General features: G+C 71.3%; 19 protein-coding genes. 15 read left to right on the top strand and 4 right to left on the bottom strand.

The annotated features are described in order from the left end of the window. Positions 1-116 precede the first annotated feature (116 nt). The 5 genes from TR48_RS40455 to TR48_RS14455 all read left to right on the top strand — a co-directional run bounded on the left by TR48_RS40455 (position 117) and on the right by TR48_RS14455 (position 7,985). Complete coding sequence (locus TR48_RS40455) at positions 117-281, top strand: FxLD family lanthipeptide (protein WP_084729400.1); 165 nt, start codon at positions 117-119, stop codon at positions 279-281. A gap of 209 nt (positions 282-490) precedes the next feature. Continuing rightward, positions 491-3,436 (top strand): lantibiotic dehydratase, encoded by a 2,946-nt coding sequence (locus TR48_RS14470; RefSeq protein ID WP_042366959.1) that lies wholly within the window; start codon positions 491-493, stop codon positions 3,434-3,436. Then, entirely contained in the window at positions 3,433-4,686 is a 1,254-nt protein-coding gene (locus TR48_RS14465) for a lanthionine synthetase C family protein (protein WP_042366859.1), read from the top strand. The genes TR48_RS14470 and TR48_RS14465 overlap by 4 nt, the downstream gene beginning before the upstream one ends. A gap of 22 nt (positions 4,687-4,708) precedes the next feature. Then, complete coding sequence (gene fxlM / locus TR48_RS14460; RefSeq protein ID WP_042366857.1) at positions 4,709-6,781, top strand: methyltransferase, FxLD system; 2,073 nt, start codon at positions 4,709-4,711, stop codon at positions 6,779-6,781. Between the two features lie 91 nt (positions 6,782-6,872). Further along, positions 6,873-7,985 (top strand): hypothetical protein, encoded by a 1,113-nt coding sequence (locus TR48_RS14455; protein ID WP_174501696.1) that lies wholly within the window; start codon positions 6,873-6,875, stop codon positions 7,983-7,985. Positions 7,986-8,032: 47 nt separating this feature from the next. Here the strand turns inward: TR48_RS14455 and TR48_RS14450 are convergent, their stop codons facing one another. The 4 genes from TR48_RS14450 to TR48_RS14430 all read right to left on the bottom strand — a co-directional run bounded on the left by TR48_RS14450 (position 8,033) and on the right by TR48_RS14430 (position 11,714). Continuing rightward, positions 8,033-9,202, bottom strand: coding sequence for a cytochrome P450 family protein (locus TR48_RS14450; RefSeq protein WP_042366855.1), 1,170 nt, complete (start codon positions 9,200-9,202; stop codon positions 8,033-8,035). Between the two features lie 9 nt (positions 9,203-9,211). Further along, the gene (locus TR48_RS38895; RefSeq protein WP_369405580.1) at positions 9,212-10,012 is read right to left on the bottom strand and encodes an MAB_1171c family putative transporter; all 801 of its coding nucleotides are present in this window, start codon (positions 10,010-10,012) and stop codon (positions 9,212-9,214) included. Positions 10,013-10,444: 432 nt separating this feature from the next. After that, positions 10,445-10,984 (bottom strand): hypothetical protein, encoded by a 540-nt coding sequence (locus TR48_RS14435; RefSeq protein WP_042366851.1) that lies wholly within the window; start codon positions 10,982-10,984, stop codon positions 10,445-10,447. 274 nt (positions 10,985-11,258) lie between these two features. After that, positions 11,259-11,714, bottom strand: coding sequence for a helix-turn-helix domain-containing protein (locus TR48_RS14430; RefSeq protein ID WP_042366849.1), 456 nt, complete (start codon positions 11,712-11,714; stop codon positions 11,259-11,261). 720 nt (positions 11,715-12,434) lie between these two features. On the opposite strand from TR48_RS14430, the gene TR48_RS14425 reads away from it, so the two are divergent. From TR48_RS14425 to TR48_RS14380, 10 genes are all read left to right on the top strand, one after another. Next, positions 12,435-12,749 carry a hypothetical protein gene (locus TR48_RS14425; protein WP_042366847.1) on the top strand — a complete coding sequence of 105 codons (315 nt, stop codon included), beginning with the start codon at positions 12,435-12,437 and terminating at the stop codon, positions 12,747-12,749. A 1-nt stretch (position 12,750) separates the two neighbouring features. Continuing rightward, positions 12,751-13,662, top strand: coding sequence for a hypothetical protein (locus TR48_RS14420; RefSeq protein WP_042366846.1), 912 nt, complete (start codon positions 12,751-12,753; stop codon positions 13,660-13,662). Further along, positions 13,662-14,375 (top strand): ATP-binding protein, encoded by a 714-nt coding sequence (locus TR48_RS14415; RefSeq protein ID WP_236652146.1) that lies wholly within the window; start codon positions 13,662-13,664, stop codon positions 14,373-14,375. Before TR48_RS14420 ends, TR48_RS14415 begins: the two co-directional genes overlap by 1 nt. An 83-nt stretch (positions 14,376-14,458) precedes the next feature. Continuing rightward, positions 14,459-14,986: a WhiB family transcriptional regulator gene (locus TR48_RS14410; RefSeq protein ID WP_052442676.1), complete on the top strand. Its 528-nt coding sequence runs from the start codon at positions 14,459-14,461 to the stop codon at positions 14,984-14,986. Then, complete coding sequence (locus TR48_RS46815; RefSeq protein ID WP_439654468.1) at positions 14,983-16,308, top strand: DUF2637 domain-containing protein; 1,326 nt, start codon at positions 14,983-14,985, stop codon at positions 16,306-16,308. Before TR48_RS14410 ends, TR48_RS46815 begins: the two co-directional genes overlap by 4 nt. A 62-nt stretch (positions 16,309-16,370) precedes the next feature. Then, the gene (locus TR48_RS14400; RefSeq protein ID WP_042366844.1) at positions 16,371-16,601 is read left to right on the top strand and encodes a hypothetical protein; all 231 of its coding nucleotides are present in this window, start codon (positions 16,371-16,373) and stop codon (positions 16,599-16,601) included. 113 nt (positions 16,602-16,714) lie between these two features. Continuing rightward, positions 16,715-17,233, top strand: coding sequence for a plasmid mobilization relaxosome protein MobC (mobC, locus tag TR48_RS14395; protein WP_052442675.1), 519 nt, complete (start codon positions 16,715-16,717; stop codon positions 17,231-17,233). Further along, positions 17,223-18,944, top strand: coding sequence for a relaxase/mobilization nuclease domain-containing protein (locus tag TR48_RS14390; RefSeq protein ID WP_042366843.1), 1,722 nt, complete (start codon positions 17,223-17,225; stop codon positions 18,942-18,944). The genes mobC and TR48_RS14390 overlap by 11 nt, the downstream gene beginning before the upstream one ends. Before the next feature lie 106 nt (positions 18,945-19,050). Then, on the top strand, positions 19,051-20,355 hold the full coding sequence (locus tag TR48_RS14385) for an MFS transporter (protein ID WP_063770990.1): 1,305 nt from the start codon (positions 19,051-19,053) through the stop codon (positions 20,353-20,355). Between the two features lie 227 nt (positions 20,356-20,582). Further along, positions 20,583-20,960, top strand: coding sequence for a hypothetical protein (locus TR48_RS14380; RefSeq protein WP_052442674.1), 378 nt, complete (start codon positions 20,583-20,585; stop codon positions 20,958-20,960). Positions 20,961-21,307: the final 347 nt, after the last annotated feature.

The following is a 21,307-nucleotide window of genomic DNA, read 5'->3' as shown; positions in this document are numbered from 1 at the left end:
GCGGCTCACGTCGGCGATGGCACTGAGGGGATACCTCGCCGATGTGAGCCCATCCGGCCGCTCCAAGCGGCCCGCAATGCACCACTTCTGTTCCCGCGCTCCGAAGGGGAGTCGACATGAGCAACATCCAGCACATCACCAAGGCGCAGCCGGACACCGAGGTCAGCGGCTTCGAGCTGGACGTCACCCTGGTCGAGGTCGCCGACCCGGCCGGCCTGGTCAACCTGACCGACGACGGCTGCGGCGAGACCTGCGGCGCCTGCACCACCAACGTGGCCTGACAGCAACAGGCATAGAACTGTGCCGGTGCCTTTGCGCCTTGCAGCGCGAAGGCACCGGCCGTCCGGCCGACCTGGAGGCTCTGATGACTTCGAGAGGCGCGTTTCGCGCAGGCAAGACCGCACTCGTGCGCGCGGTCGCCGTGCCGGACCTCCATGTCCCGCCGGTCCCCGAACTGGATGACCCGTCCCCTCTCAGCGCGGAGACGCGCCTGAGCTGGCTCCGTGCTGTCTGGACGGGGACGGACTTCACCGAGGCCCTGGAGCACGCCAGCCCGGACCTCGTCTCGCAGGTGCGTGGCCTGCTCTCCTCCAGCGCCCCACCAGACCGCGACGTTCGCCGCGCGGTCGCCGCAGTGGCCCGGTATGCCCTGCGTGCCGAGCAGAGGGCAACGCCGTTCGGTCTGTTCGCCGGCGTCACTACGGCCACCGTCGGACCGCGCGCCAGAGCGACGTGGGGACCAGAACACCATGCTCTCGCGCGAGCTAGCGCGGAGTGGCTGCACGCCGTGGTCGAGCGGCTTGAGGCCTGCCCTGAGCTGGTGGAGCGCCTGCCGGTGCTCGTCAGCAACACCGTGCAGGTGCGCGGCGGACGGCTGATCGTGCCCTACGAGTCCAACACCGACAACGATCGGCGCAGGGCCGTTGAGGCATCCATGTCTCTGACCCCGCCGGTCCGGGCCGTTCTGGATGCGGCGCAGGCACCCATCAGCGTTGGCGCTCTCGCGGGCAAGCTGATCGCAGAGTTCCCCGACGCCGACGGGAGCAGTGCCCAGCGGCTCATCCAAGGGCTGATCCGGCACAGGGTGTTGATCACTAATCTGCGCGCACCCAGCACCGAGACCGATGCCCTGGACTACTTGCTGGCCCAGCTCGACGCCGCCCGTGCCGGCGCGGTCGCACCCGTCGCCGACCTCGTTCGTGAACTGGGCGCGGTACAGCGGGACCTGCGCGGCTGCGACACGAGGAGCGGCCGGGCCCGCGCCGCCGCACGGATGCGGGCCGCCGTCCCTGGACTGCGCCGCCACCCTCTCGCGCTCGACCTGCGTCTGAGCGCCGACGTCGAGGTGCCGCAGAACGTCGCCTACGAGATCGAACGTGCCGCTGCCGTCCTGGCCCGGGTCAGCCCCCTGCCCTACGGCACCGCCGCGTGGAAGGCATACCAGCGCCGGTTCTACGAGACCTTCGGAATCGGCACGATGGTGCCGCTCGCCGAGGTCGTCGCTGACAGCGGCATCGGCCTGCCCGACGGATACCCGGGCACTCCCAGCGACGGACGACGGTCCCGCGTCTCGACGAGGGACGACGCCTTGTTACGCGCCGCGCAGGCCGCCATCCTTGACGGCCGCGACGAAGTGCTCCTCACTGACGACCTGATCGCGGCGATGGACCTGGGCCCAGAGACGCCCCGCCTGCCGCCCCATCTTGAGGTCGGCGTCCGTATCCACGCAGCCAGCGCCGAGGAACTGCAACGCGGACGATTCCAGCTGGAGATGACGAGCGTCTCCAGGGGCCTCGGCGTCACCATCGGCCGCTTCCTCACCGTGTTGACCCCGGAGGACCGCGCCCGCCTCGAAGTCGAACTGGCCGAGCTTCCCGCCGCGGACACCGGCACCATCGCCGCACAGATGTCCTTCCCTCCGCTTCACCCCGGCAGCGCCCACGTCACCCGGACCCCGCAGGTCCTGCCGACCGTGATCAGCGTCCAGGAACACCGCGCCCCTCGCTGCGACGTGCTCACCCCCGCGGACCTGGCCGTGGCCTGCGACGGCCGCCGGATGTACCTGGCCGCCCCCGAACGCAGCCAGCGAATCGAGGCCGTGGGGATGAACGCGCTGAACCTGCGCGAGCACACACCGCCCCTGGCCCGGTTCCTGATCGAGCTCTCCCGCGCTCAGGCCGCCCAGGTCACCATGTTTGACTGGGGTGCGGCCAGCGCCATGCCGTTCCTGCCCAGGGTGCGCCACGGCCGAACGGTGCTCGCCCCGGCTCGGTGGCGGCTGGAGGCCGCCGAGCTGCCCGGTCGTGATCGCCTGCAGGACCGGTGGGACGCCGCCCTGGACGACTGGCGCACCCGGCGGCGTCTCCCGCAGCGGGTCCTCCTGGCCGAAGGCGATCAGCGTCTGCTGCTGGACCTGGGGTTGGGGCCGCACCGGACGCTGCTGCGGCAGTACCTGTCCCGCGCTGGCGTCGCGGTACTGCTGGAGACCCCGGACGCCAGCGCCTACGGCTGGTGTGGGGGCCGGGCGCACGAAGTCGTCGTGCCGCTCACTGCGGTCCGCCCACCGGCCTGGCCGAAGCTGCCGACACCGAGCCCCGCGCGCAGGTTCTCCGCCGCGCAGGTCCAGACCCCGGGCGTCTCCCCGCTGCTGCTCGCCACCCTCTACGGAGACCTGCGCCGGCAGGACGCCCTCCTCGCCGAACACCTTCCCGACCTGCTCGATCGTCTCGGCAGCCCGCCGTGGTGGTTCATCCGCTTCCGTGACCCCCAGCACCACCTGCGGCTGCGCATCGCCTTGCCCGACCCTGACGCCTTCGCCGACACCGCCCGAACCATCGGCACCTGGGCCAACGAGCTGCGTGCGGCCGGACTGCTGTCGGACCTGCGTCTCCCCACCTCGTACCGCGAGATGGGACGCTGGGGCTCCGGAGCCGCCTGGACGGCAGCAGAGGAGGTGTTCCGCGCCGACTCCCGCGCAGTCCTGGGCCTTCTTGCCCAGCGGCAACGCCCGCCGCAGCGCGCTCTGGTGGCCGCACAGACCATCGCCATCGCCGCCGCCTTCCTTGGCGACACCAAGGCCGCCATGCGCTGGCTGTCCACCCACATCCTCGCGGTCGCCCCAGGCCCGGTACCGCGCCCGCAGTTCAGGGAGACGGTCTGGCTCGCCGACCCGACCGATGACTGGGCCGCGCTGCGCGGCGCACCGGGCGGGGAAGCCGTCGTCGCGGCGTGGGCCGAGCGCGACCACGCTCTTGCCGCATACCGGACCCGCCTGCACGTTTCCGACGGCCAAGGGATCCGCCTCGACGACGTCCTGTCCTCGCTGCTGCACGTCCACTTCGTGCGGCACGTGGCAGTCGACTTCCCCGAGGAAGCGATCTGCCTCTACCTGACCCGCGCCGCCGCCCTGGCCTGGATGTCCCGGAGGACGCCGTGACCCGCACCGCCCCGCTCCAGGTCGCGAACACGATCGCCGACCTGCTCGCCGATCCCGAAGACGTCTCCTCGAACCGGCAACAGCTCGCCTACGGACCCGCGGGCATCGCGCTGCTGCACATCGAGCGCGCCGCAGCCGGATTCAGTTCGTGGCAGCGCGCCCGCGATTGGCTCGCCGCCGCCAGCGGGCCGGTCACCATCGGACCCGACAGCCACCCCTTCTATGGCGTACCCGCGCTGGCCCACGCGGTGGCCCGTGCCGCCGACCACAAACCCAGCGCCTACCAGGGCACCCTGGCGCGCATGGACGGGCAGATCCAAGCCGACGTCCAACGCCGCCTTGACGCCGCACACCGCCGTATCGACGCCGGTCGACTGCCGCAACTCGCCGAGTTCGACGCGATCCGTGGCCTGGTCGGCTACGGCGCCTACCTCCTGCACCGTGCCCCGCTCAGCCTCACCCTCACCAAGGTGCTGCACTACTGCACCCGCCTCACCGAACCGGTCACCGTCAACGGCGAGGACCTGCCTGGCTGGTGGACCGACTCCGGGCCGGCAGGCCGCCCGGACCCGCGCTTCCCAGGCGGGCACGGCAACACGGGTATGGCCCACGGCATCAGCGGCGTCCTCGCGCTGCTGGCTCTGGCCAAGCGGCATGGCTACACCGTGAGCGGTCACCACGCCGCACTGCGGCGGATCCTGGCCTGGCTGGACCGCTGGCGGGAGGACGACCCTTCCGGTGCCACCTGGCCGTACTGGGTCACCCGCGCGGAACCGCGCGAGGGACGCCCCCAACCCTCCGCGCCGAGACGCCCCTCTTGGTGCTACGGCACCGCCGGCCATGCCCGCGCCCAGCAACTCGCCGCCCTGGCCCTCCGCGACACCCGCCGCCAGATCCACGCCGAGACCACGCTCACCGCCGCCCTGCTCCCTGACTCCGACCAGCTCAAGGCCACCACGGACCACGGGCTGTGCCACGGCTTCGCAGGACTCGCTCACATCGCCGACCGCGCCGCCGTCGACGCCCGCCCCTTGACGGCGCGGCAGCTCCGCGCCGCGATACCCGCCCTCCTGGACGCCGTCTGCCCGCCGGAAGCCGATCCGGCGGCCGTGGCCAACGCCCTGGTACACGACGAGACAGCCGGTCCGGGATTCCTCAACGGCGCAGCCGGCGTCGCACTGGCGCTCACGGAAGCCGCGAGCGGCACCCCGCCGATATCGAGCTGGGACGCCTGCCTCCTCATCGCCTGACCACGACAGAAGGACCCCACAGATGACCCCCGCACCCTGGCAGCAGCACAACATCACCTTCATCAACCGCACGAGCGCCAAGCGCGCCATAGCCGAACGGCTCGGCCCCGCCCTGCTGGCCGCCGAGGACGCCGGACAGGCCGACGGCTGGTGGTTCATGAACAAGCAGCCCTGGCCGCTGCGCTACCGCGCGGACCGGCCGTCTGCGCTGCTCCAGGAGGTTCTGCGTGACCTGCTCGACGACGGCACGGTGAAGTCCTCACTGCCCGGTATCTACGAGCCGGAATCCATCGCCTTCGGCGGCGAGCCCGCCATGGACGCAGCCCACGACCTGTTCCACTGCGACAGCCGCCACCTGCTCACCTACCAGCCCGGCGCCGGGCACCTGGGACGCCGGGAGACGGCCGTGTTGCTGCTCAGCGCCATGATGCGCGCCGCCCGACTGGACTGGTACGAGCAAGGCGACGCGTGGGGGCAAGCCGCTGCGCTCCGCCCCGGCGTCCGCCCAGCGAAGACCGCCGCAATCACCTCGGCAGTCCGGACGCTGATGACCGCCGACGCCCACAGCCTGGCCAGGCCCGGCGGCCCGCTCGACGCGCACAGCCTGTGGCTGGACGCCTTCGAGCGGACCGGCGAGCGGCTGGCCGACCTCGCCGCCGGGGCCGGGCTCACACGCGGGCTGCGAGCCGTCATCGCCCACCACCTGATCTTCCACGCCAACCGCGCCGGTCTCCTCCCCAGCGACCAAAGCACCCTGTTCACCCTTGCACGAGAGGCAGTCATGGGATCGAGTGACAACACCGCGTCGTCCGCTGCGAGCACACCCGCAGCCACTAACGTCGCAGCGGTGACAACCGACACGATCGCCCCCAACGGGGCCGAGGCCGCGCGCCTTCGCAACGCCCTGGTCGACAAGATCCGCGAGTCCGGATACGCCCGAGAATCCGCCGTCGAGGCCGCGCTGCGCACCGTGCCCCGCCACCTCTTCGTGCCCGACGCCTCCCTCGAAGAGGCGTACGCCGACACCCCGGTCAACATCAAGTACGACGCCGACGGCCAGGCCATCTCCTGCGCCTCACAGCCCACCGTCGTGGCCCTCATGCTGGACCAGCTCGACCCTCAGCCCGGCCAGCGCATCCTGGAGCTCGGCGCAGGCACCGGCTACAACGCCGCGCTCCTGGCCCAGCTAGTCGGCGAGAGCGGCCAGGTGACCACGATCGACGTCGACGAAGACCTCGTGGACGGCGCCCGCAGCAACCTGGCCGCCGCCGGGTACCCGCACGTCCAGGCACTCACCCGCGACGGAGCCGTCGGCCACGGCGAAGGCGCGCCCTACCACCGGATCATCGCCACGGTCGGCGCCCACGGCATCCCACACGCCTGGCTCTCCCAGCTCGCCCCCGGCGGACGCCTCGTCGTGCCGCAGCGCCTGAAGGGCAGCGTCTCCCGGTCCATCGCCTACGAGGAGAACGACGGCCGCTGGACCAGCGTGAGCAGCAAGATGAACACCTTCATGCCGCTGCGCCGGGGCATCGCCGACGACGACCGCCGCATCATCCCCATCAGCGCGGACGAAACGGTCCGGCTCCAAGCCCCCGCCGGTCTGCCGCTCGACCCTGAGGCCCTGTCCGGCGCGCTGGACCAGCCGCGCACCGAGGAGTGGACCGGCATGACGGTCCAGGCCATGGAGTCGCCCGAATGGATGGAGCTGTTCGTCTCCTGCTCCCTGCCCTCCGGACTGACCAGGATGCTGTTCCGTCCCGAGGCCAAGGGCACCCTGCTCACCGACGACCCCTACCCGTCGTCCACAGCCGCTATCGACAAGGGCGCCGTCACCTACCTCGCCCGCCGCCTGCTGCAGCAGACGACCCGCGAGGGCGGCAAGCTCTGGGAGTTCGGAGTCATCGGCCACGGGCCCGGCAGCGACGAGCTGGCCGCACAGGTCGCCGACGCGATCCGGACCTGGGACCGCGAGTACCGCGGCCGCGAGGCGACCTTCGAGATTCAGCACCTCGACGCGCCGCCGATCGAGCAGCAGCCTGGCCTGTTCTCCATCGACACACCCCTGAACCGCATCCTCGTCGACTGGCGCTGACGACCGCGCCCGGTTGATATCGGTGGAGTCCGCCACCCACGCGGCGGACTCCACCAACCCTGACCTGCACTGTCACACGCAAGGGGGAGACATGGAAGCGGACGGCCCGACAGCACGACGGTTCCCGCTCATCGCCCGAAACCGGCCCGCCTGCCTGCCCCTGCCGGACCGCGTCCAGGCACTGACCGAGCTGGCCGGCAGGGCTGAACAGCAAGGCGAGCAAGGACTTGCCTCCACCGTCTTCAACCAGTCCGCACTCCTCGCCTCCGACCTGGGCCTCCCCGACCTGTCCAGGGCGATGTGCCACCTGCACGCCAGCGCCTACCTGAACGGCACTCCACTCACGGCCGCCAGCGCGATCCGGGGCCTGGAACCTCTGGTCAACCTTGCCCGGCTGCAGATCCGCGCCGGCAACGCGGACGAAGGCCGTCAGCGGCTCCTGGACCTCTACGAAGCGGTCAACTCCGGCGGCAACGCCACCTTCGAGGGCATCACTGTCCCCGCTGATCTCTGCCGGACCGAGGCGGACCGACAAGAGGTCCAGGCGTGGCTGTGGCGCGTCCTGCTCGCCGACGGCACACGCACCCTGACCAGCACCGGCCGCTGGCAGGAAGCCCTGGCCCACATCGAGCAGCACCGCGGCATCGGCTCCCGGATGCTGGACGGCCGCCAAGTCGCCGTCGTCGCAGCCCTCGTCGACAACGACACACAGCGTGCAGCAGACCTCCTCACCGCCACCACCCCAGGAGATCCGTGGGAGCAAGAAGTCACCGCCTGCCTCGCCGCTCTCTGCCACAACGGCGCAGCCCAGGACTCCGACACCTCCTCCGCTTTGGTGGCCTACTACCTGCGACACGCGGCCAAGCCGGGTCTGACCGTTTTCGACATACGCCTCGGTCTCACCACGCTGAACACCATCGGCAGCGCGGATCACGCGTCAGCCCGCAGCCTCGTCGACGATCTCGCGCAACGAGCCAGCACCGCGCGCGACGGCTACGCCGCCCGCGAGACCCTGGCCGACAGCCACTTCGCCACTCTCGCCACCAAGAGCCAACTCCGCGCCTGCCAGGAGCTGGTGAACGCCTGCGGCCTGGACTCAGGAGAGCTCCCAGTGGAACTCGCCACTGCTCTGTCATCCGGCCTGCAGAGCAGCGAGTCGGTCATCCTGCACTCTCTGGCAGCCACAGTTCGATCCGGGGCGTAACCTGCGGCTGGACGAGATGCTGGGCGGGTTGCGTGCCAGATGCGGGATCAGCGAAGCCGGATGGGGAGGCGGGTGAGTCCGCGAACCAGGCGGGTTCGGCGCCACTCCAGCTCCTGTTCCGGCACGGCCAGGGCGATCTTGGGGAACCGGGTGAGGAGCGCGGTTAGAGCGATGCCGAGTTCGAGGCTGGCCAAGGGAGCGCCCAGGCAGCGGTGGATGCCGTGGCCGAACGCCAGGCTAGTGCCGTCCGCGCGATCCAGTGTCAGGGTGTCCGGGTCGGGGTAGCGGCGCTGGTCGCGGTTGGCGGCGCCGAGGGCGATGAGTACGGGCGCGCCGGCGGGGACGGGGACGCCGGCCAGCTCGACCGGTTCGGTCGCGTAGCGGAACGTCGCCATCGCCACCGGGCTGTCGAAGCGCAGCAGCTCCGGGACGGCGTCGCTGATCTGCTCGGGCTGGGAACGGAGTTGCTCCAGCGTGAGTGGGTTGAGCAGCAGGGCGAGCACCGCGTTGCCGATGGCGTTGGTGGTGGTCTCGTGGCCGGCGACGAGAAGGAGCACCGCGAGGGAGACCAGCTCCTCGTCGGAGAGCTGGTCGGTGCCGTCGCGCACGGCGATGAGCTGGGTGAGCAGGTCGTCGCCGGGGGCGCGTCGCTTGTCCCGGACAAGTTCCTCGACGTAGCCGGCGAGCTCGTGGGAGGCCGCGTCGATCACCGCGTCGTCCCCGGCGGCGAACAAGCTCGCGGACCAGGCCCTGACCCGGTCACGGTCGCTGTGCGGCACGCCGAGCAGCTCGCTGATCACCGCGACCGGCAGCGGAACTGCCAGGGCGCTGACCAGGTCGACTTCGTCGTGGCCGGCGAAGGAGTCGAGGAGGGACGCCGTGAGGTTCTCGACGAAGGGGCGCAGCCGCTCCGTGGCGGCAGAGGTGAACGCCTTGGTGACCAGGCCGCGCAGCCGGGTATGGGCGGGCGGGTCGGTGGCGAGCATGGTGTGGGCCACCGCCGGGTGCAGGTTCCGGCTGGAGGGCCGGTTGGCGAAGAAGGCCGCGGTGTCCTTTGACAGCGCCGGGCAGGTGAGTGCCTCGCGGGCCTCGGCGTCGCCGGTGATCAGGATGCTGGGCACCCGGCCGGACCGGTCGGGCACCTCCTGGACCGGGCGCGCTGAGCGTGCCGCGGCGTAGGGGGCGTAAGGGTTCCGGTCCGGCGGGGTGCTGGTCATGCTTCTTCCTTACACGAAGTCGGCGTCGGACTGCCTGAGCGCGGCGGCTGCGGCGATCGGGTCGTCGGTGTATGCCGCGGCGACGGCCAGCAGCCACTCGGTCTCCGCGAGAAGATCGCCGGAGCGAGTGCGCGGCGCTGTCGGCGCCTGCTCGGACTCCTCGGGGCGGCCCAGCCGGGCGGCGTGGACAGCGCCGAGGACGACGGCCGCCTCGATCACGGCCGGCTCGGCATCGGGATCGCGGCCCTCGGCCGCCAGCAGGCGGCGGGCCTCTTCGGCGACACCCAGACAGCGGTGGGGCCGCAGCTCCATGATGCTGTCGGCGATCTCGACGACCCGCCGGTGCAGCTCGTAGTCAGCGCCCTCGTCCGCGGCGCCGACCTCGGGCAGCAGCACGATCTGAGACGCGACCGAGGTCAGCTCGCTCCACAGCGGCTTCAACGCCCGAGACGAGCGGATTTCCCAGCGGCGCCGCCGCATCTGGATCAGCGGCCAGGCCAGCGCGGGCAGCAGCAGGCCGCCGGCGATCATCAGGACGGAGAGGATGGGGGTGGCGACGCTGAACGCGCAGTCGACCGGCGTGATCAGCGACGTGCACCTGCGGGAGCCGCCCGGCAGGACGTCGATCTGGAACAGAGATCCGAGCAGGTCGACCGTCTTGTAGAGCGTGTAGACCAGGGCGAGGCCGCAGCCGACGGCGGTGACCCGCAGTCCGACCCTTCGGCTCAGGTAGCGGTTGTTGCGGGCCTGCCGCCAGGTCTGGCGCAGGCAGCCGCCGGCAGCGACCCCCAGGTAGAGGACGTAGACGATGGTGTAGAATGTCCAGGGTTACCGGCAGCAGGTGCGCCGGCGGGAAGACCTCCCGGGAGCCGTCCGGCAGGGGCCGCGAGGGCGTGGCGAGGTAGGAGACCAGCATGACGCTCAGCGCGCCGGCGAGAAGGCCGAAGCACCAGCGGATAGCGGTGCGGGCGGCCGGTCCGCGGTCCATGACGAGCAGGAACGCGAGGACCGAGCCCGCGGCGACCAGGGTGCCCGTGTTGCTCAGGAGCCGAGAGAGGTCGGGGGCTACGGTGTCCACCGCGTCGCGGACGAGCGGAGAGTAGGTGGCGAACGCGAACGCGAAGCCGATCAGGAGCGAGAAGAGGTTGCCGATCCCCAAGGGCCGGTAGCCCCCGCGGCCGCGCGCCCAGTAGAGGGCGCCGGCGACCAGGATCACGGGCATGCCGGTGAAGATGACGCTGATCAACGACGTCGGCCTTTCTTTCTCGGGCCGGGCAATAGCGGGCGGGCGAACACGGCATCCCACCGGTCGTCCGCGCCCTGCGGATCGCTCGGCGCGTAGTGCTGTTCGAGGTACGCCCGGCGGCGGATGAGCGTGGCCGTGTACTCGGCCTCCAGCTCGTCCTCATCGGTGTAGACGCTTCGGCCCGACAGGCGCAGGATGAGCGCCGGGTCGAGGCCGAGGCTGGCCGCGCGGGTCGGGTCCACGCTCAGTGAGCCAGGGTGGTCCCAAAGCACATGCGAAACCTCGTGCGCGACGATGTGGTTGCGGTGCATCTGCGACGCCTGGCGTTCGTAGTAAAGAATGTCGCCGTCCGGGGTCTCCGCGCGCATTCCGCACAGGAGGTCGAGATTCCCCCCGGTGTCAACGGGTTTTACCTTGACCGGGTGTCCCCGGTACTCCTCCAGGGCTTTGAGGAGCTGTCCGGTATTGAAGCGGTGGGGCAGGCGCAGGAGCTGTAGGCGTTCTTCACAGTCCGCACGAAGACGCTCGAATTCCATGATCTTTTTCTTGGTATGTCCATAGCCGACCCCCGTTGTTGCAGACATAATCACTGGTGGGCGGGCCCTTGCTCGTCCGCAGTGGCCCGATCGTAGGTGATCGTCCGAGTAGCGGTCCACGCCTTTAAAGCGATGTGATCGCGATCACCATTATCTGACGCCAGCTCAAATCAACTGCTGGACAATATCTTTGAGGTGCCGTTGGCAAGGGCTGGGTGTCCGGGTAAGACGACGAGACCCCGCCGCTTGTGCGGCGGGGTCTGCTCGGTGCGTATCAGTTGTTGAGATCGAGGCCGTCGTCGTCCGGGGCGGGCAGGCCCTCCAGCTTGCGCGCCTGGTTGAGCACGGTGGCGACCATGCGGAGGCTGTCGGGCGACAGGCCCTTGGCTCGGAGTGCTACCGACAGCACCTGGTTGTCGATCATGGCTGCGATGGCGGTCACCTTCGCCTGGGTGTGTTCGGCGGCCTCTTCGTCGTCGAGGAAGTAGCTGGGCTTCACGCCGAAGAACCCGGCGAGTGCCCTGAGCGTCTCGCTGCTCGGGTTGTCGCGTGCGCCAGATCTCAGCGCTGCGATGGTGCTGGCCCCCAGGGTCGTGCCCTGCTCGCCGGCGGCTTCTCGGATGCCCTGTGCGACCTCCGTCGGCGTGTAGGGGCCGCGCCCCGATGGGTGGACATTCTCGAACAGCCACTGCAGCCGTTTGGCGATGCTGCCCTGTGGCGTTCCGCTCATCGGCCCCTCCTTTCGCGGTTTATTGGTCGGCGGCCAGCATAGCCACTCTGGTAGAAGATGGCCCCCATTTGGAGCCACTTCTTCTACTCCTGTGGCCTCTGGCGCTACTCTGGTGTAGCTTTACGCCACCACTTCCACTCCTGTGTAGCAGGTGGGGGTGGGGGAGGCCATACAACGCGCCGAGGGGGAGCTATGGTCAAGCGTCGACTGCACAGACGGGCACAGGCCCAGGGGGCGGAAGTTCGCGCGTCCGCGCGCGCCGCGATCCCGCGAACGTGCCGCGCCACCGCGAACCGGGACGCCTGAACAAGGCCCCGACAGCCGAAGCGTTGGACCGTAGGCACTGCGATGGCTACGGCCCGAGACGGCTCCCGTCGCCCGAGAGCGGCCGGAACTGGAAGCCGCCCCGCAGCGTGGCCGGACGGCTCACCCACTCAACTGCAATCCAAAAGAGCGCAGTTGAGCGATCCGGAAGCATGCAGACTTCCCCGTCGCCGACCCGGCGGCGGCACCGCGACTCGTGGTGCCGCTTTCGCAGGAGGCAACCACCGCGATACCGACGACACACCGGCGCCGAACGACGAAGCGCCCAGGAGCGGGAACTCCCGGGCGCTCGACGTCAGCGGTGCTGACCACATCCAACAGCCGGCCTGCCTCATCACCAGCCAGCCGGACTGCCTAACCCCGGAGTCTCTCATGACCCACCCCCGGCGTACAGCCATGCCTACGCGCGGACCGGACTGCACCGACCCCGCCGCCGCCCTCGCCCGCCCGCTCAGCCTCGCCTCGTCGCTGCGCCCCATGCTCCCCGGCGCGCTCACCCTGCGCCTGGTCGACGCAGGGCCCGAGGGCGGCTGGACCGCCACCGCGCTCATGTGGGGCGCACGGCCACAGGCCCTGCGCCCCGCCACCGCCGAAACCGTCGTCGCCTGGGTGCGCGCCGACTACCCCCACGCCGACTGGAGCCGACCCCACGAGGTCGACCTCACCACCGGACAGCTCCTCTGCGTCTGCGCGACCTCCGGGGAGGCGTGAGATGGCCAGGATCCGAACCATCAAGCCGGAGCTGTGGTCCAACGACAGGGTGTGCTCCGTCAGCATCCCCGCCGTCCTGACGTTCATCGGCCTGATCAGCCACGCCGACGACCAGGGCCGCCACGCCGACAAGGCGAGATCCATCAAGGGACTCGTCTGGGCCGAGCGCGACGACATCACCTGGCAGGACGTCGAGGACCACCTCCAGCAACTGGAGCAGGCCGGACTCGTCTGCCGGTACACCGGCTGCGACGGCAAGAAGTACCTCCACCTCGTCGGCTGGTTCGAGCACCAGAAGATCTCCCACCCGACCCCCAGCCGCTATGCCGCCTGCCCGACCCACCCCGTGCCGGGCCCCGCCAGGGCCTGCGGACGCTGCCAGCACGTGCACTCCAGCACCGTCGAGCAGTCCAGCCACCGCCCCGAGACGATCACGCCCCCCGCTGGGGAGAACGGCATAGAAACCGCAGGTCAGAGCCACTCTCCGGAGCCTCTCCAGAGGACTCCGGAGCCGCTCGCGCCTGGATCTGGGATCAAGGATCTCGGATCTACCCCTTACGGGGACGGCTTCGCCGCGCCCCCGCTGCAGCCGCCCACCCCTCCCCGGGGCCAGACCGCCCAGGAGATGGTCGCCTGGTACACCGGCACCTTCGCGCCCGACCGTCAGCCTTCCCGCGAAGTGCGCGGGCACCTCGGCAAGACCATCAAGAGCCTGCTCGACCAGGGCGTCGCGCCCGACCGCATCCACGCCGGACTCCTGCGGTACTGGCACAAGCCCCTGTCCCCGTCCGTCCTGCCGAGCATGGTCCACGAAGCCGACAACCCCCGCCCCGCCGCCGTGCCCGCCGCACGGCAGCCTCACCACGCCTGGACCAACCCCGTCGCCGCCGACGCCTACGCAGGGAGCCTGTGATGGACCGTGAGCCCCAGCGCGCCGCCGGCCTGATGGCCAAGATGGCCACGATCCTGCGCACTCGCGGCATGGACCTGCGAACCCTGCCCGAGCTCGCCGACGACCGCGCCTACCTGCCGCAGGACGCCCTCGACGCCGCCGAGCGCCGCATCCCGTACCTCTTCCGTGAGGCCGAGGCCACCCACCCCGACGTCGCCGCCTGGACCAGGCGGGTCGCCGACGCGGGTCGCCCCGGCATCCAGGGCCGCCCCGGCATCCACCACGCGCCCTCGATCCTGCTGATCGGCCCCACCGGCACCGGCAAGACCTACCAGGCGTACGGGGCGGTCAGGGCGCTGCTGGCCATGGGCGTACGGCTGTCGTGGCGCGAGACGACCAGCGCCGAGCTGCACGCCATGATGCGTCCGCGCCAGACAGGGGACGGCGAGAGGGAGTTCGAGCTCCTCAAGCGCGCGCCGCTGCTGCTGCTGGATGACCTCGGCGTCGGAGGGGTGACGCCCTTCACCGAGCAGGTCACCTACCGGCTCATCGACTACCGGTACCGCGAGATGCTCCCGACGATCATGACGAGCAACCTGCCCGTCGGCCCCAGGCCGATGCCCGGCGACCTGCGCGACGTCCTCGGCGACCGCGTCACCTCCCGCCTGCGCCAGATGAGCACCGTGATCCCCCTCGACGGCAGCGACCGCAGAGTCGCCCCCGCCGCCCGCTGACCGGCGGCAGCCGCCCACCAACTTCGCACCGACCCGCCCGGCGCCGCCCACGTCCCGCGCCCAGGGCTACGGAGACCGCACCCATGCACGAGAACGACCTGCCCCTGCCCGAAAGCAGCGACATCACCTGGAAGGTGGACGCCGCGTGTGCCGGGCACCCCGAGCCCGACATGTTCTACCCCGACGCCAAGGCCGTCGATGTCCAGGCCGAGGCGAAGCGCGTCTGCGCCGTCTGCCCCGTCCGTGCCGAATGCCTGCTCGACGCGCTCGCCCTCGCCGAGACCCAGGGCGTCCGCGGCGGCCTGACCCAGCAGGAACGACGCCCCTGGCACCGTCGCGCCAAGACGGGGAGCCGATCCAGGGTGATCGCCGTGCTCGCCCGCGACCAGGCCCACCTCCTGTCCAAGGATGACCGCAACCTCGCCGTCGAGGTGGTCTACGACCTGGGCCTGCCCACGTCCCGCCTCGCCCGCACGCTGAACGTCAGCAACAAGTGGGCGCGCAACCTGCTCACCGAGCATGCGGAAGGCCGCCAACTCGACGACGTCGAGGCCCACGCCGTCCAAGACGCCGCCGGCCTGCTGACCCAGGCGGAGAGGTGGGCCGCGTGAAGCGCGTGTCCTTCGCCGACTTCGTCGCGATCCTCGCGCTCGGCGCCGCCGGCAGCGCCCTGTCCTACGACGCGCTTCGCCAGATGGCCGTGGCCATCCACATCCGGCCGACCCTCAGCTACCTCTTCCCGCTGCTCTTGGACGGATTCATCGGCTACGGCGTGCGGGCACTCGTCCTCCTGCGCGAAGCCCCCTTCCGAGCGCGCCTGTACGCCTGGGGCTTGTTCGGGACCGCGACGACGGCCTCCGTCTGGGCCAACGCGCTCCACGCGATCAGGCTGAACCAGGAGCAGGCGGCCCAGACCAGCTCCAACCTGCTGCGGCTCGGTAACTGGACCGTCGGCGCCCTGTCCACGCTGGCTCCGCTGGCGCTCGGGGGCGCCGTCCACCTCTACATCGTGATCGCCCGACACATGCGCGGCGAAGACAAGGAAGACGGTCCGGAGCCGGCGAAGCCGAATAGCAGCGGCGCGACGCTCTCCCGGCTGGACGGGCACGATGACTCGCCAGCCGCCGAGGCGACCGCAGTCCGGTCCGCAGCCATCCGTCCGACCCGCGCAGAACTGCTCGCTACGGACCAGACCAAGGTCATCCTGCGCAAGGACACCCAGGGTCAGTCCGGTCCGGCGCAGGGTTCGTCCGGTCCGGTCCAGGCGGTCGGTCCCGCCGAGGACCAGTCTGGTCCGGTCCGCGAAGGCGGTGTCGGTCCGGTCCGCGCGGCCGGTCCGGCACAGGGCCAGCCCCGTCCGGCGCGTGGCTCTTCCGGTCCGGCGCGCGGCTCTTCCGGTCCGGTCCGCAGCGATGGCCGGACGGAGGACCGGTCCGATCCGGTCCGGACCGCCGACACGGTGGGGGTGCCGCCTGGTCCGGTCCGCGCAACTGGTCCGGAGGACAGCGGGTCCGGACCGGTCCGCGAGGGCGAGGCCCTTCCGGCGACGGGTCGGTCTGGTCCGGCACGCGAAGGCGGTGTCGGTCCGGTCCGGGCGGCCGGCCCGGCGGGTGACCAGGCTGGACCGGACCGAGAAGCCGAGCCTGGTCCGGTCCGCAGCGACACTCCGGCCGGTCCAGTCGGTCCGGCGCAAGGCCAGCCTCGTCCGGTCCGCGCAGGTGGTCCGGAGCACAGCCGGTCCGGTCCGGTCCAGGACCCGGAGTTCCAGGCACTGGTCTCGATCGGCCGGAAGGCTGCTGCCGAGGCCGGCCGACTCAACCGGCCGATCGTGGTCCAGGCGATCCGCGGCACCGGTCGGACCATCAGCAACGAGAGGGCGGGCGAGGTCCTGCGCGCCCTGCAACGAGGCGAGCCCCCGCCCCGAGGCCGCTGAGGACCAGACCGGTCTGGTCCGCGTGGCGGACCAGACAGTGCTACTTCCGAGACGAGGACATCATGCCGAGCAGCACCAAGGCCGAGCAGGCGGTCGACCTCATGCGCCACCTGATCGCGTACGGGCACGTCACCGTGGCCCGACGCCAGTCCGACGGCGGGTGGCTGGTCCGGCGCAAGGACACCGGGCCGGTCATCGCCCTCGACGGCACCGAGGAGGCCCTCGACTTCGCGGTCGACACCCTGGCGCACGCACGCCGACCGGGCCGCCGACGGGGCGGGATGGCGGCTTGAGCTCGCCCAACGGCGCAGGCGGTGCGGGCAGTCCGCCCGCCCACCGCGCGGCAGCAAGCTATACCAATCGTCAGCCCGAGGGGCTGACGATTGGGCTTGCCTCCGCCCCGGGGGTGGCGGAGGACGTCCCGCGCCAGGGGGCGCAGGACGTGAAGCCGGGTGCCGAGGGCGGCCCCCAGCAGGCGGTCGACGGCCTCGCCGACGTCTCGGCGCTCCTCGCCCCCCGCCTCGCCTACCGGCGACGGGCGGAGGGCGCTCGGACCCTCCGCCCCCAGGTGCGCTACAACGCGGCCGAGTTCGAGGAGGTGCAGGCCACGGCAAGCGCCCTCGGGCTGCGCCCGGCGGCCTTCATCGCCGACGCTGCCCTGGCGCTCGCCCGGCTCGGCCAGGGAGTGCGCCCGTACCTGCTCGGCCGCAGTGACGCCGTGCACATGCTCGCGGAGGCCACCGTCCAGCTCTCCCGCGTCGGCACCAACCTCAACCAGTTGGCGAGGATCGCCAACATCACGGGCGTGATCGACGACCCCGTCCGCACTCAACTCGAAGACGTCCTCCAACGCCTCAGCCGCGTCGCCGGCGAGGTGGAGGACTGCTCCGCCGAGCTGATCGGAAGGCAGCCACGTGGTGCCTGACATCGGGGAGAAGCCCGGCCACGACACGTACGGCTTGATCGACTACTTCTTCGGGCCGGGCAGGTTCGACGAGCACACCGACCAGCACCTGGTCGCCTCATGGGCTCCGCTGCTCACTCCCGACCCCGGAGACCACCCGTACGGCAGCGACGAGTCCAAGAGGTTGATGCGGCTTATGGCCGAGCGCCTCGACCTGCCGGTGCTCGCGCGCCACGACGGCAAGTACCCCGACGAAGGCCACGTCTGGCACTGCCCGGTGCGGACCGCCCCGGGTGACCGCATCCTGTCCGACGCAGAATGGGGGGAGGTCGCCCGCCGGATCATGCACGCCACCGGCCTCGCACCCTACGGGGACAACCGCGACGTCCGCTGGGTCGCCGTCCGGCACGCCAGCGACCACATCCACCTCCTGGCCACCCTCGCCGCGCAGGACGGCCGCGCGCCGCGGCACCACGACGACGCCAAACGGGCCCAGGCCGAATGCCGCAAGATCGAGCGCGAGTTCGGCCTGCGGCAGCTCAACTCCGGAGACGGAACCGCCCCGCCCAGGCCCAAGCGAGGGGAGATCGCGAAGGCCGAACGCCGAGGCCAGCCGGAGCCCTCCCGCACCGTCCTCCAGGATGCCGTCCGCCAGGCGATGGTCGGCGCCACCACGATGGAAGACTTCTTCGCCCATCTGCGGCAGGCCGGCGTGCTCTGCGACGTCAGGTACTTCCCCAGCGGGGACGTCCAGGGCTACAAGGTCGCAGCGGTCGGAGACACCACCGCCGACGGCACCCCCATCTGGTTCGCCGGGTCAAGGCTCGGCCTGTCCGCCAACCAGGTCCTCGCGCAGCTCCAAGCACCTCCCGATCATCCTGCCGACGCCGCCTCCGTCGAGATGCCGGACGACGCCGGCACGACGCCCGCCGCTGCCCGACGCCGTGCCACCACGGCGATCGAGGCCGCGATCATCGTCGTAGAACAGGGCGACGAGGCGGATTCCGCCCGCGTCATCCGCGAGACGGTAGAAGTGGTGCACGCGCTGGCGGAGACGGCCTCCGCCGATACCCGGGCCGACCTGTTGTCCGCCGCGCGGGCCTGGGACCGAGTAGCCCTCTCGCACGTCCGCGCCGCCCGCGCACAGGACACCTCGCTGCGCCGCGCCGCCCGCGACCTGCTCGGCGCCGGCTTCTCGCTCAGCCGCGAGGACGGCGGCGTCACCGCCTGGCTGCTGGGCGCACTGATCCTGCTCGCAGTCGCCGCCGAACACCACCACGCCCAACGCGGCAACGCCCAGCAAGCCGCCGCCGCGGCCGAGAGCGCAGCCAGGTACCGGGCCGTCTACCGCACCGTCACCCGCAAACCCCTCCAGGCGATGCGCGAGAGGGGACAGCGCCTGCCCGCCCCAGCCCGGGACCGACAGGCGGCAACGGTGCGCTCCACCTTCCCCGAAGCCGAGCGGCTGCTCGCCGAACCGACCTGGGACGCGCTGGCCGCGTCACTGCACGAGGCCCAACAGGCTGGCCACGACCCCGACGACCTCCTGCAGCGTGCCCGTGCCATGCGGGAGCTGCAGACCGCCGACTCGGAGACCGCCGTGCTGGCCTGGCGCGTCCGGCACCTGGCCAACCTCTCTGCCGCCCCGTCCCCGACCAAGCGGGCGAAGCCGGACGACAGCCGAGCCCGCCGGACCGGCCAGACGGATCCCGACCACGGCCTCGGACGGTGAGGCCCCGACGCCAACTAGCACATGGCAGGCGATTTTTCACTCTCCCCGCGAGAGGCATCGTCGAGCCCGACCGCCCACATCCCAGACAGGAGCACCGGTGACCCCGATGCCCGCTTCGGCCGCCCGACCGAACCGCACCCGACGCCGCAGGGCAAGCCCACCGCCGACACGCGGCAGGGCCTGGCTCGTGGCCTGCTACACGCTGCGCTCCGCAGACTCGCTTGCCAGCGCCATGGTTGTCTACGCCGTGCCGCTGATGGTCCTCCACATCACCGGCTCGCCCGCGTGGACCGGACTGGCCTTCTTCGCCGAGTGGCTGCCGAGGCTGGCCGCCGTTACCGGAGCCGGACCGCTGATCGACCGCTACACCCCGGCCGCCGCCGCGGCCACCTCCGGTGCTCTGCGTGCGGCGACCACCGCAGCCGCCATCCTCGGCCTCGCGCTCGGCGGCGGCATCGCCGTCGTCCTCGCCTACGCGATCCTCACCGGGGTCCTTGCAGAAGGCTCCTACCTGGCCAGCGAGGCCCTGGCCGCCGAGGCCAGCCGAAGGGCCGGGCACCGCGCCCACCGGGTCCAGGCCGTCATGACCGGCATCGACCAGACCGCCCAGCTCGTCGGGCCCGCCCTCGGCGCCGTCCTGCTGCTGGCAGGCCCGGTCGCCCTGCTGGCGAGCATCGCCGTGCTGTCGGCCGTGGTGTGCACGGAAGCCCTGCTCGTGCGCTCCGACCGCCCCCACCTTCAACTCGTCACCGACCCGCCTCCGCGACTGCTGACCTCGCTGGCCACCGGGGCGGGTGTCGTGCGGCGGACCCCCGCGCTGGCCTGGCTCCTCGGAGCGCTGATGGTCGGCAACCTGGTCAGCGGCGCGATCGAGGTCGCCACCCCCGTGCTCGTCCGGTCCTGGGGGTACCCCCCGTCCGCGTCGGGCGTCATCTGGAGCAGCTCGGCGGCCCTGGCCCTCGTCGTGATCGGCGTGTCGCGGCGCGGGGTCGACCGCTTCGGGCTCTTCCCTGTCGGCCTGGTCGCCGCAGCGCTGATGTGCCTGTCCGCCGCTGCCGCCGCTCTCGCTCCTACGCTGTGGGCCTACGGCGCGGCGGTCGCGGTGATGATGGGCGCCGAAGGCGCGGTGTCGGTCGTACTGCGCACGGCGCGCGCCCGGCTTATCCCGGAGCGCCATTTCGGCTCCGCGCTGGCGGTAACCGCGCTCCTGGTGCGGTTGCCCCTGCCGCTCGCCGGCGTGCTGGTCGCCGCCGTACCCACTCACCTGGCGGCGCTGCTGGTGGCCCTGGCGGCTGCCCAGGCCGCAGCCATCGGCACCTGCTTCACCGGCCTGCACCGCCACCGTGCTGCCTACGAGGCCCAAGGCGATCAAGCGGATCCGGAGCCTGTCGAGCAGCAGCAAGCGGCGTAGACCCGGGCGAACAGGGCAGCGCGGCACCTGCAAACACCAGGTGTGATCTATGTCGGTCACGCATGGCTCCGGTTCCTGCGGAAGCAGTTCTGACCTGGGGTTTTCCTGACTTCGGCACCCACTGGGGCGGCGGAAATGGGACTTGGCCGGCCCCAGGATCCGAGAGAAGATCGCCTCCGCCGCAGAGCCGTCCCGGCTCCGCGCACCGCTGCACGAGGGGGCGCGAGATGAGCACCGCCAGACACGACCCCGGCTTCGACGCCGGCCGACCTTACCTCCACCACGTCGACGACCTGGACGATCGGCCTGCCCGAGTTCCCGGCCGGCCGCTCATCCGCACGATCTACCACGCCGACCCCTACGCACCGTTCGGCGTTGAGGTCCGCTGCGCGCAGTGTGGCGCCCGGCGGGACTGGCTGTTCATCGAGGTCGGCGGCTTCCGCTTCGTGCGGTGCCGTGCAGCTCACGACTGGTACGAGCCGGCGCTGACGAAGGAGGACTTCGACAGCCTCTTCACCGCAGTCGAGCGGGAGTGCGAGGGGGGCCTCGAAGAGATCTACCGGGTAACCGCCTTCGATGGCCTGCTGGCCGGCGCTTACCTGTAGCCCGCGCAGGCATTCAGCATCACCGGCGTCTTGTCGGGGTGGGCTGTCACCAGTCGCCGGGCCTCTACTAACTGCGCAATCTGCTTGACGATCAACGTCGGCGAGGCACCCCCATCAACACAAGGGGTGCCTCGCGCAGCGACACCGCCCAGCGCGCCCTGGGGCGAGAGCAGTTCGCTGCGGCACCGAAGGCCGACCTGCAAGACCATCATCTGCGCGCAGGCGGCCATGCCAGAGGCGCCGCCGCCGGCGAAGCGAGATTCAGCGCCGACGCCAACGCGCGCGGATCTGCGATTCACCGCAGCAGACACCGTCGTCGTGCTCCAGCTCCTACGCGCACCCGGCCG

The organism is Streptacidiphilus neutrinimicus (genome assembly GCF_000787815.1).
In the GTDB taxonomy this organism is placed as follows: domain Bacteria; phylum Actinomycetota; class Actinomycetes; order Streptomycetales; family Streptomycetaceae; genus Streptacidiphilus; species Streptacidiphilus neutrinimicus.
Note: the sequence above shows the minus strand (reverse complement) of the source record. Positions and strands in the feature narration are given on the sequence as shown.

Excerpts from the sequence above, each read along its gene's own strand:
- TR48_RS14385 (WP_063770990.1), top strand. The coding sequence starts at position 19,051 with ATGCCCGCTTCGGCCGCCCGACCGAACCGCACCCGACGCCGCAGGGCA.
- TR48_RS14420 (WP_042366846.1), top strand. The coding sequence starts at position 12,751 with ATGGCCAGGATCCGAACCATCAAGCCGGAGCTGTGGTCCAACGACAGG.
- TR48_RS40455 (WP_084729400.1), top strand. The coding sequence starts at position 117 with ATGAGCAACATCCAGCACATCACCAAGGCGCAGCCGGACACCGAGGTC.
- TR48_RS14430 (WP_042366849.1), bottom strand. The coding sequence starts at position 11,714 with ATGAGCGGAACGCCACAGGGCAGCATCGCCAAACGGCTGCAGTGGCTG.
- TR48_RS14425 (WP_042366847.1), top strand. The coding sequence starts at position 12,435 with ATGCCTACGCGCGGACCGGACTGCACCGACCCCGCCGCCGCCCTCGCC.
- fxlM (WP_042366857.1), top strand. The coding sequence starts at position 4,709 with ATGACCCCCGCACCCTGGCAGCAGCACAACATCACCTTCATCAACCGC.
- TR48_RS14380 (WP_052442674.1), top strand. The coding sequence starts at position 20,583 with ATGAGCACCGCCAGACACGACCCCGGCTTCGACGCCGGCCGACCTTAC.
- TR48_RS14455 (WP_174501696.1), top strand. The coding sequence starts at position 6,873 with ATGGAAGCGGACGGCCCGACAGCACGACGGTTCCCGCTCATCGCCCGA.
- TR48_RS14410 (WP_052442676.1), top strand. The coding sequence starts at position 14,459 with ATGCACGAGAACGACCTGCCCCTGCCCGAAAGCAGCGACATCACCTGG.
- TR48_RS14450 (WP_042366855.1), bottom strand. The coding sequence starts at position 9,202 with ATGACCAGCACCCCGCCGGACCGGAACCCTTACGCCCCCTACGCCGCG.
- TR48_RS14400 (WP_042366844.1), top strand. The coding sequence starts at position 16,371 with ATGCCGAGCAGCACCAAGGCCGAGCAGGCGGTCGACCTCATGCGCCAC.
- TR48_RS14415 (WP_236652146.1), top strand. The coding sequence starts at position 13,662 with ATGGACCGTGAGCCCCAGCGCGCCGCCGGCCTGATGGCCAAGATGGCC.
- TR48_RS14435 (WP_042366851.1), bottom strand. The coding sequence starts at position 10,984 with ATGGAATTCGAGCGTCTTCGTGCGGACTGTGAAGAACGCCTACAGCTC.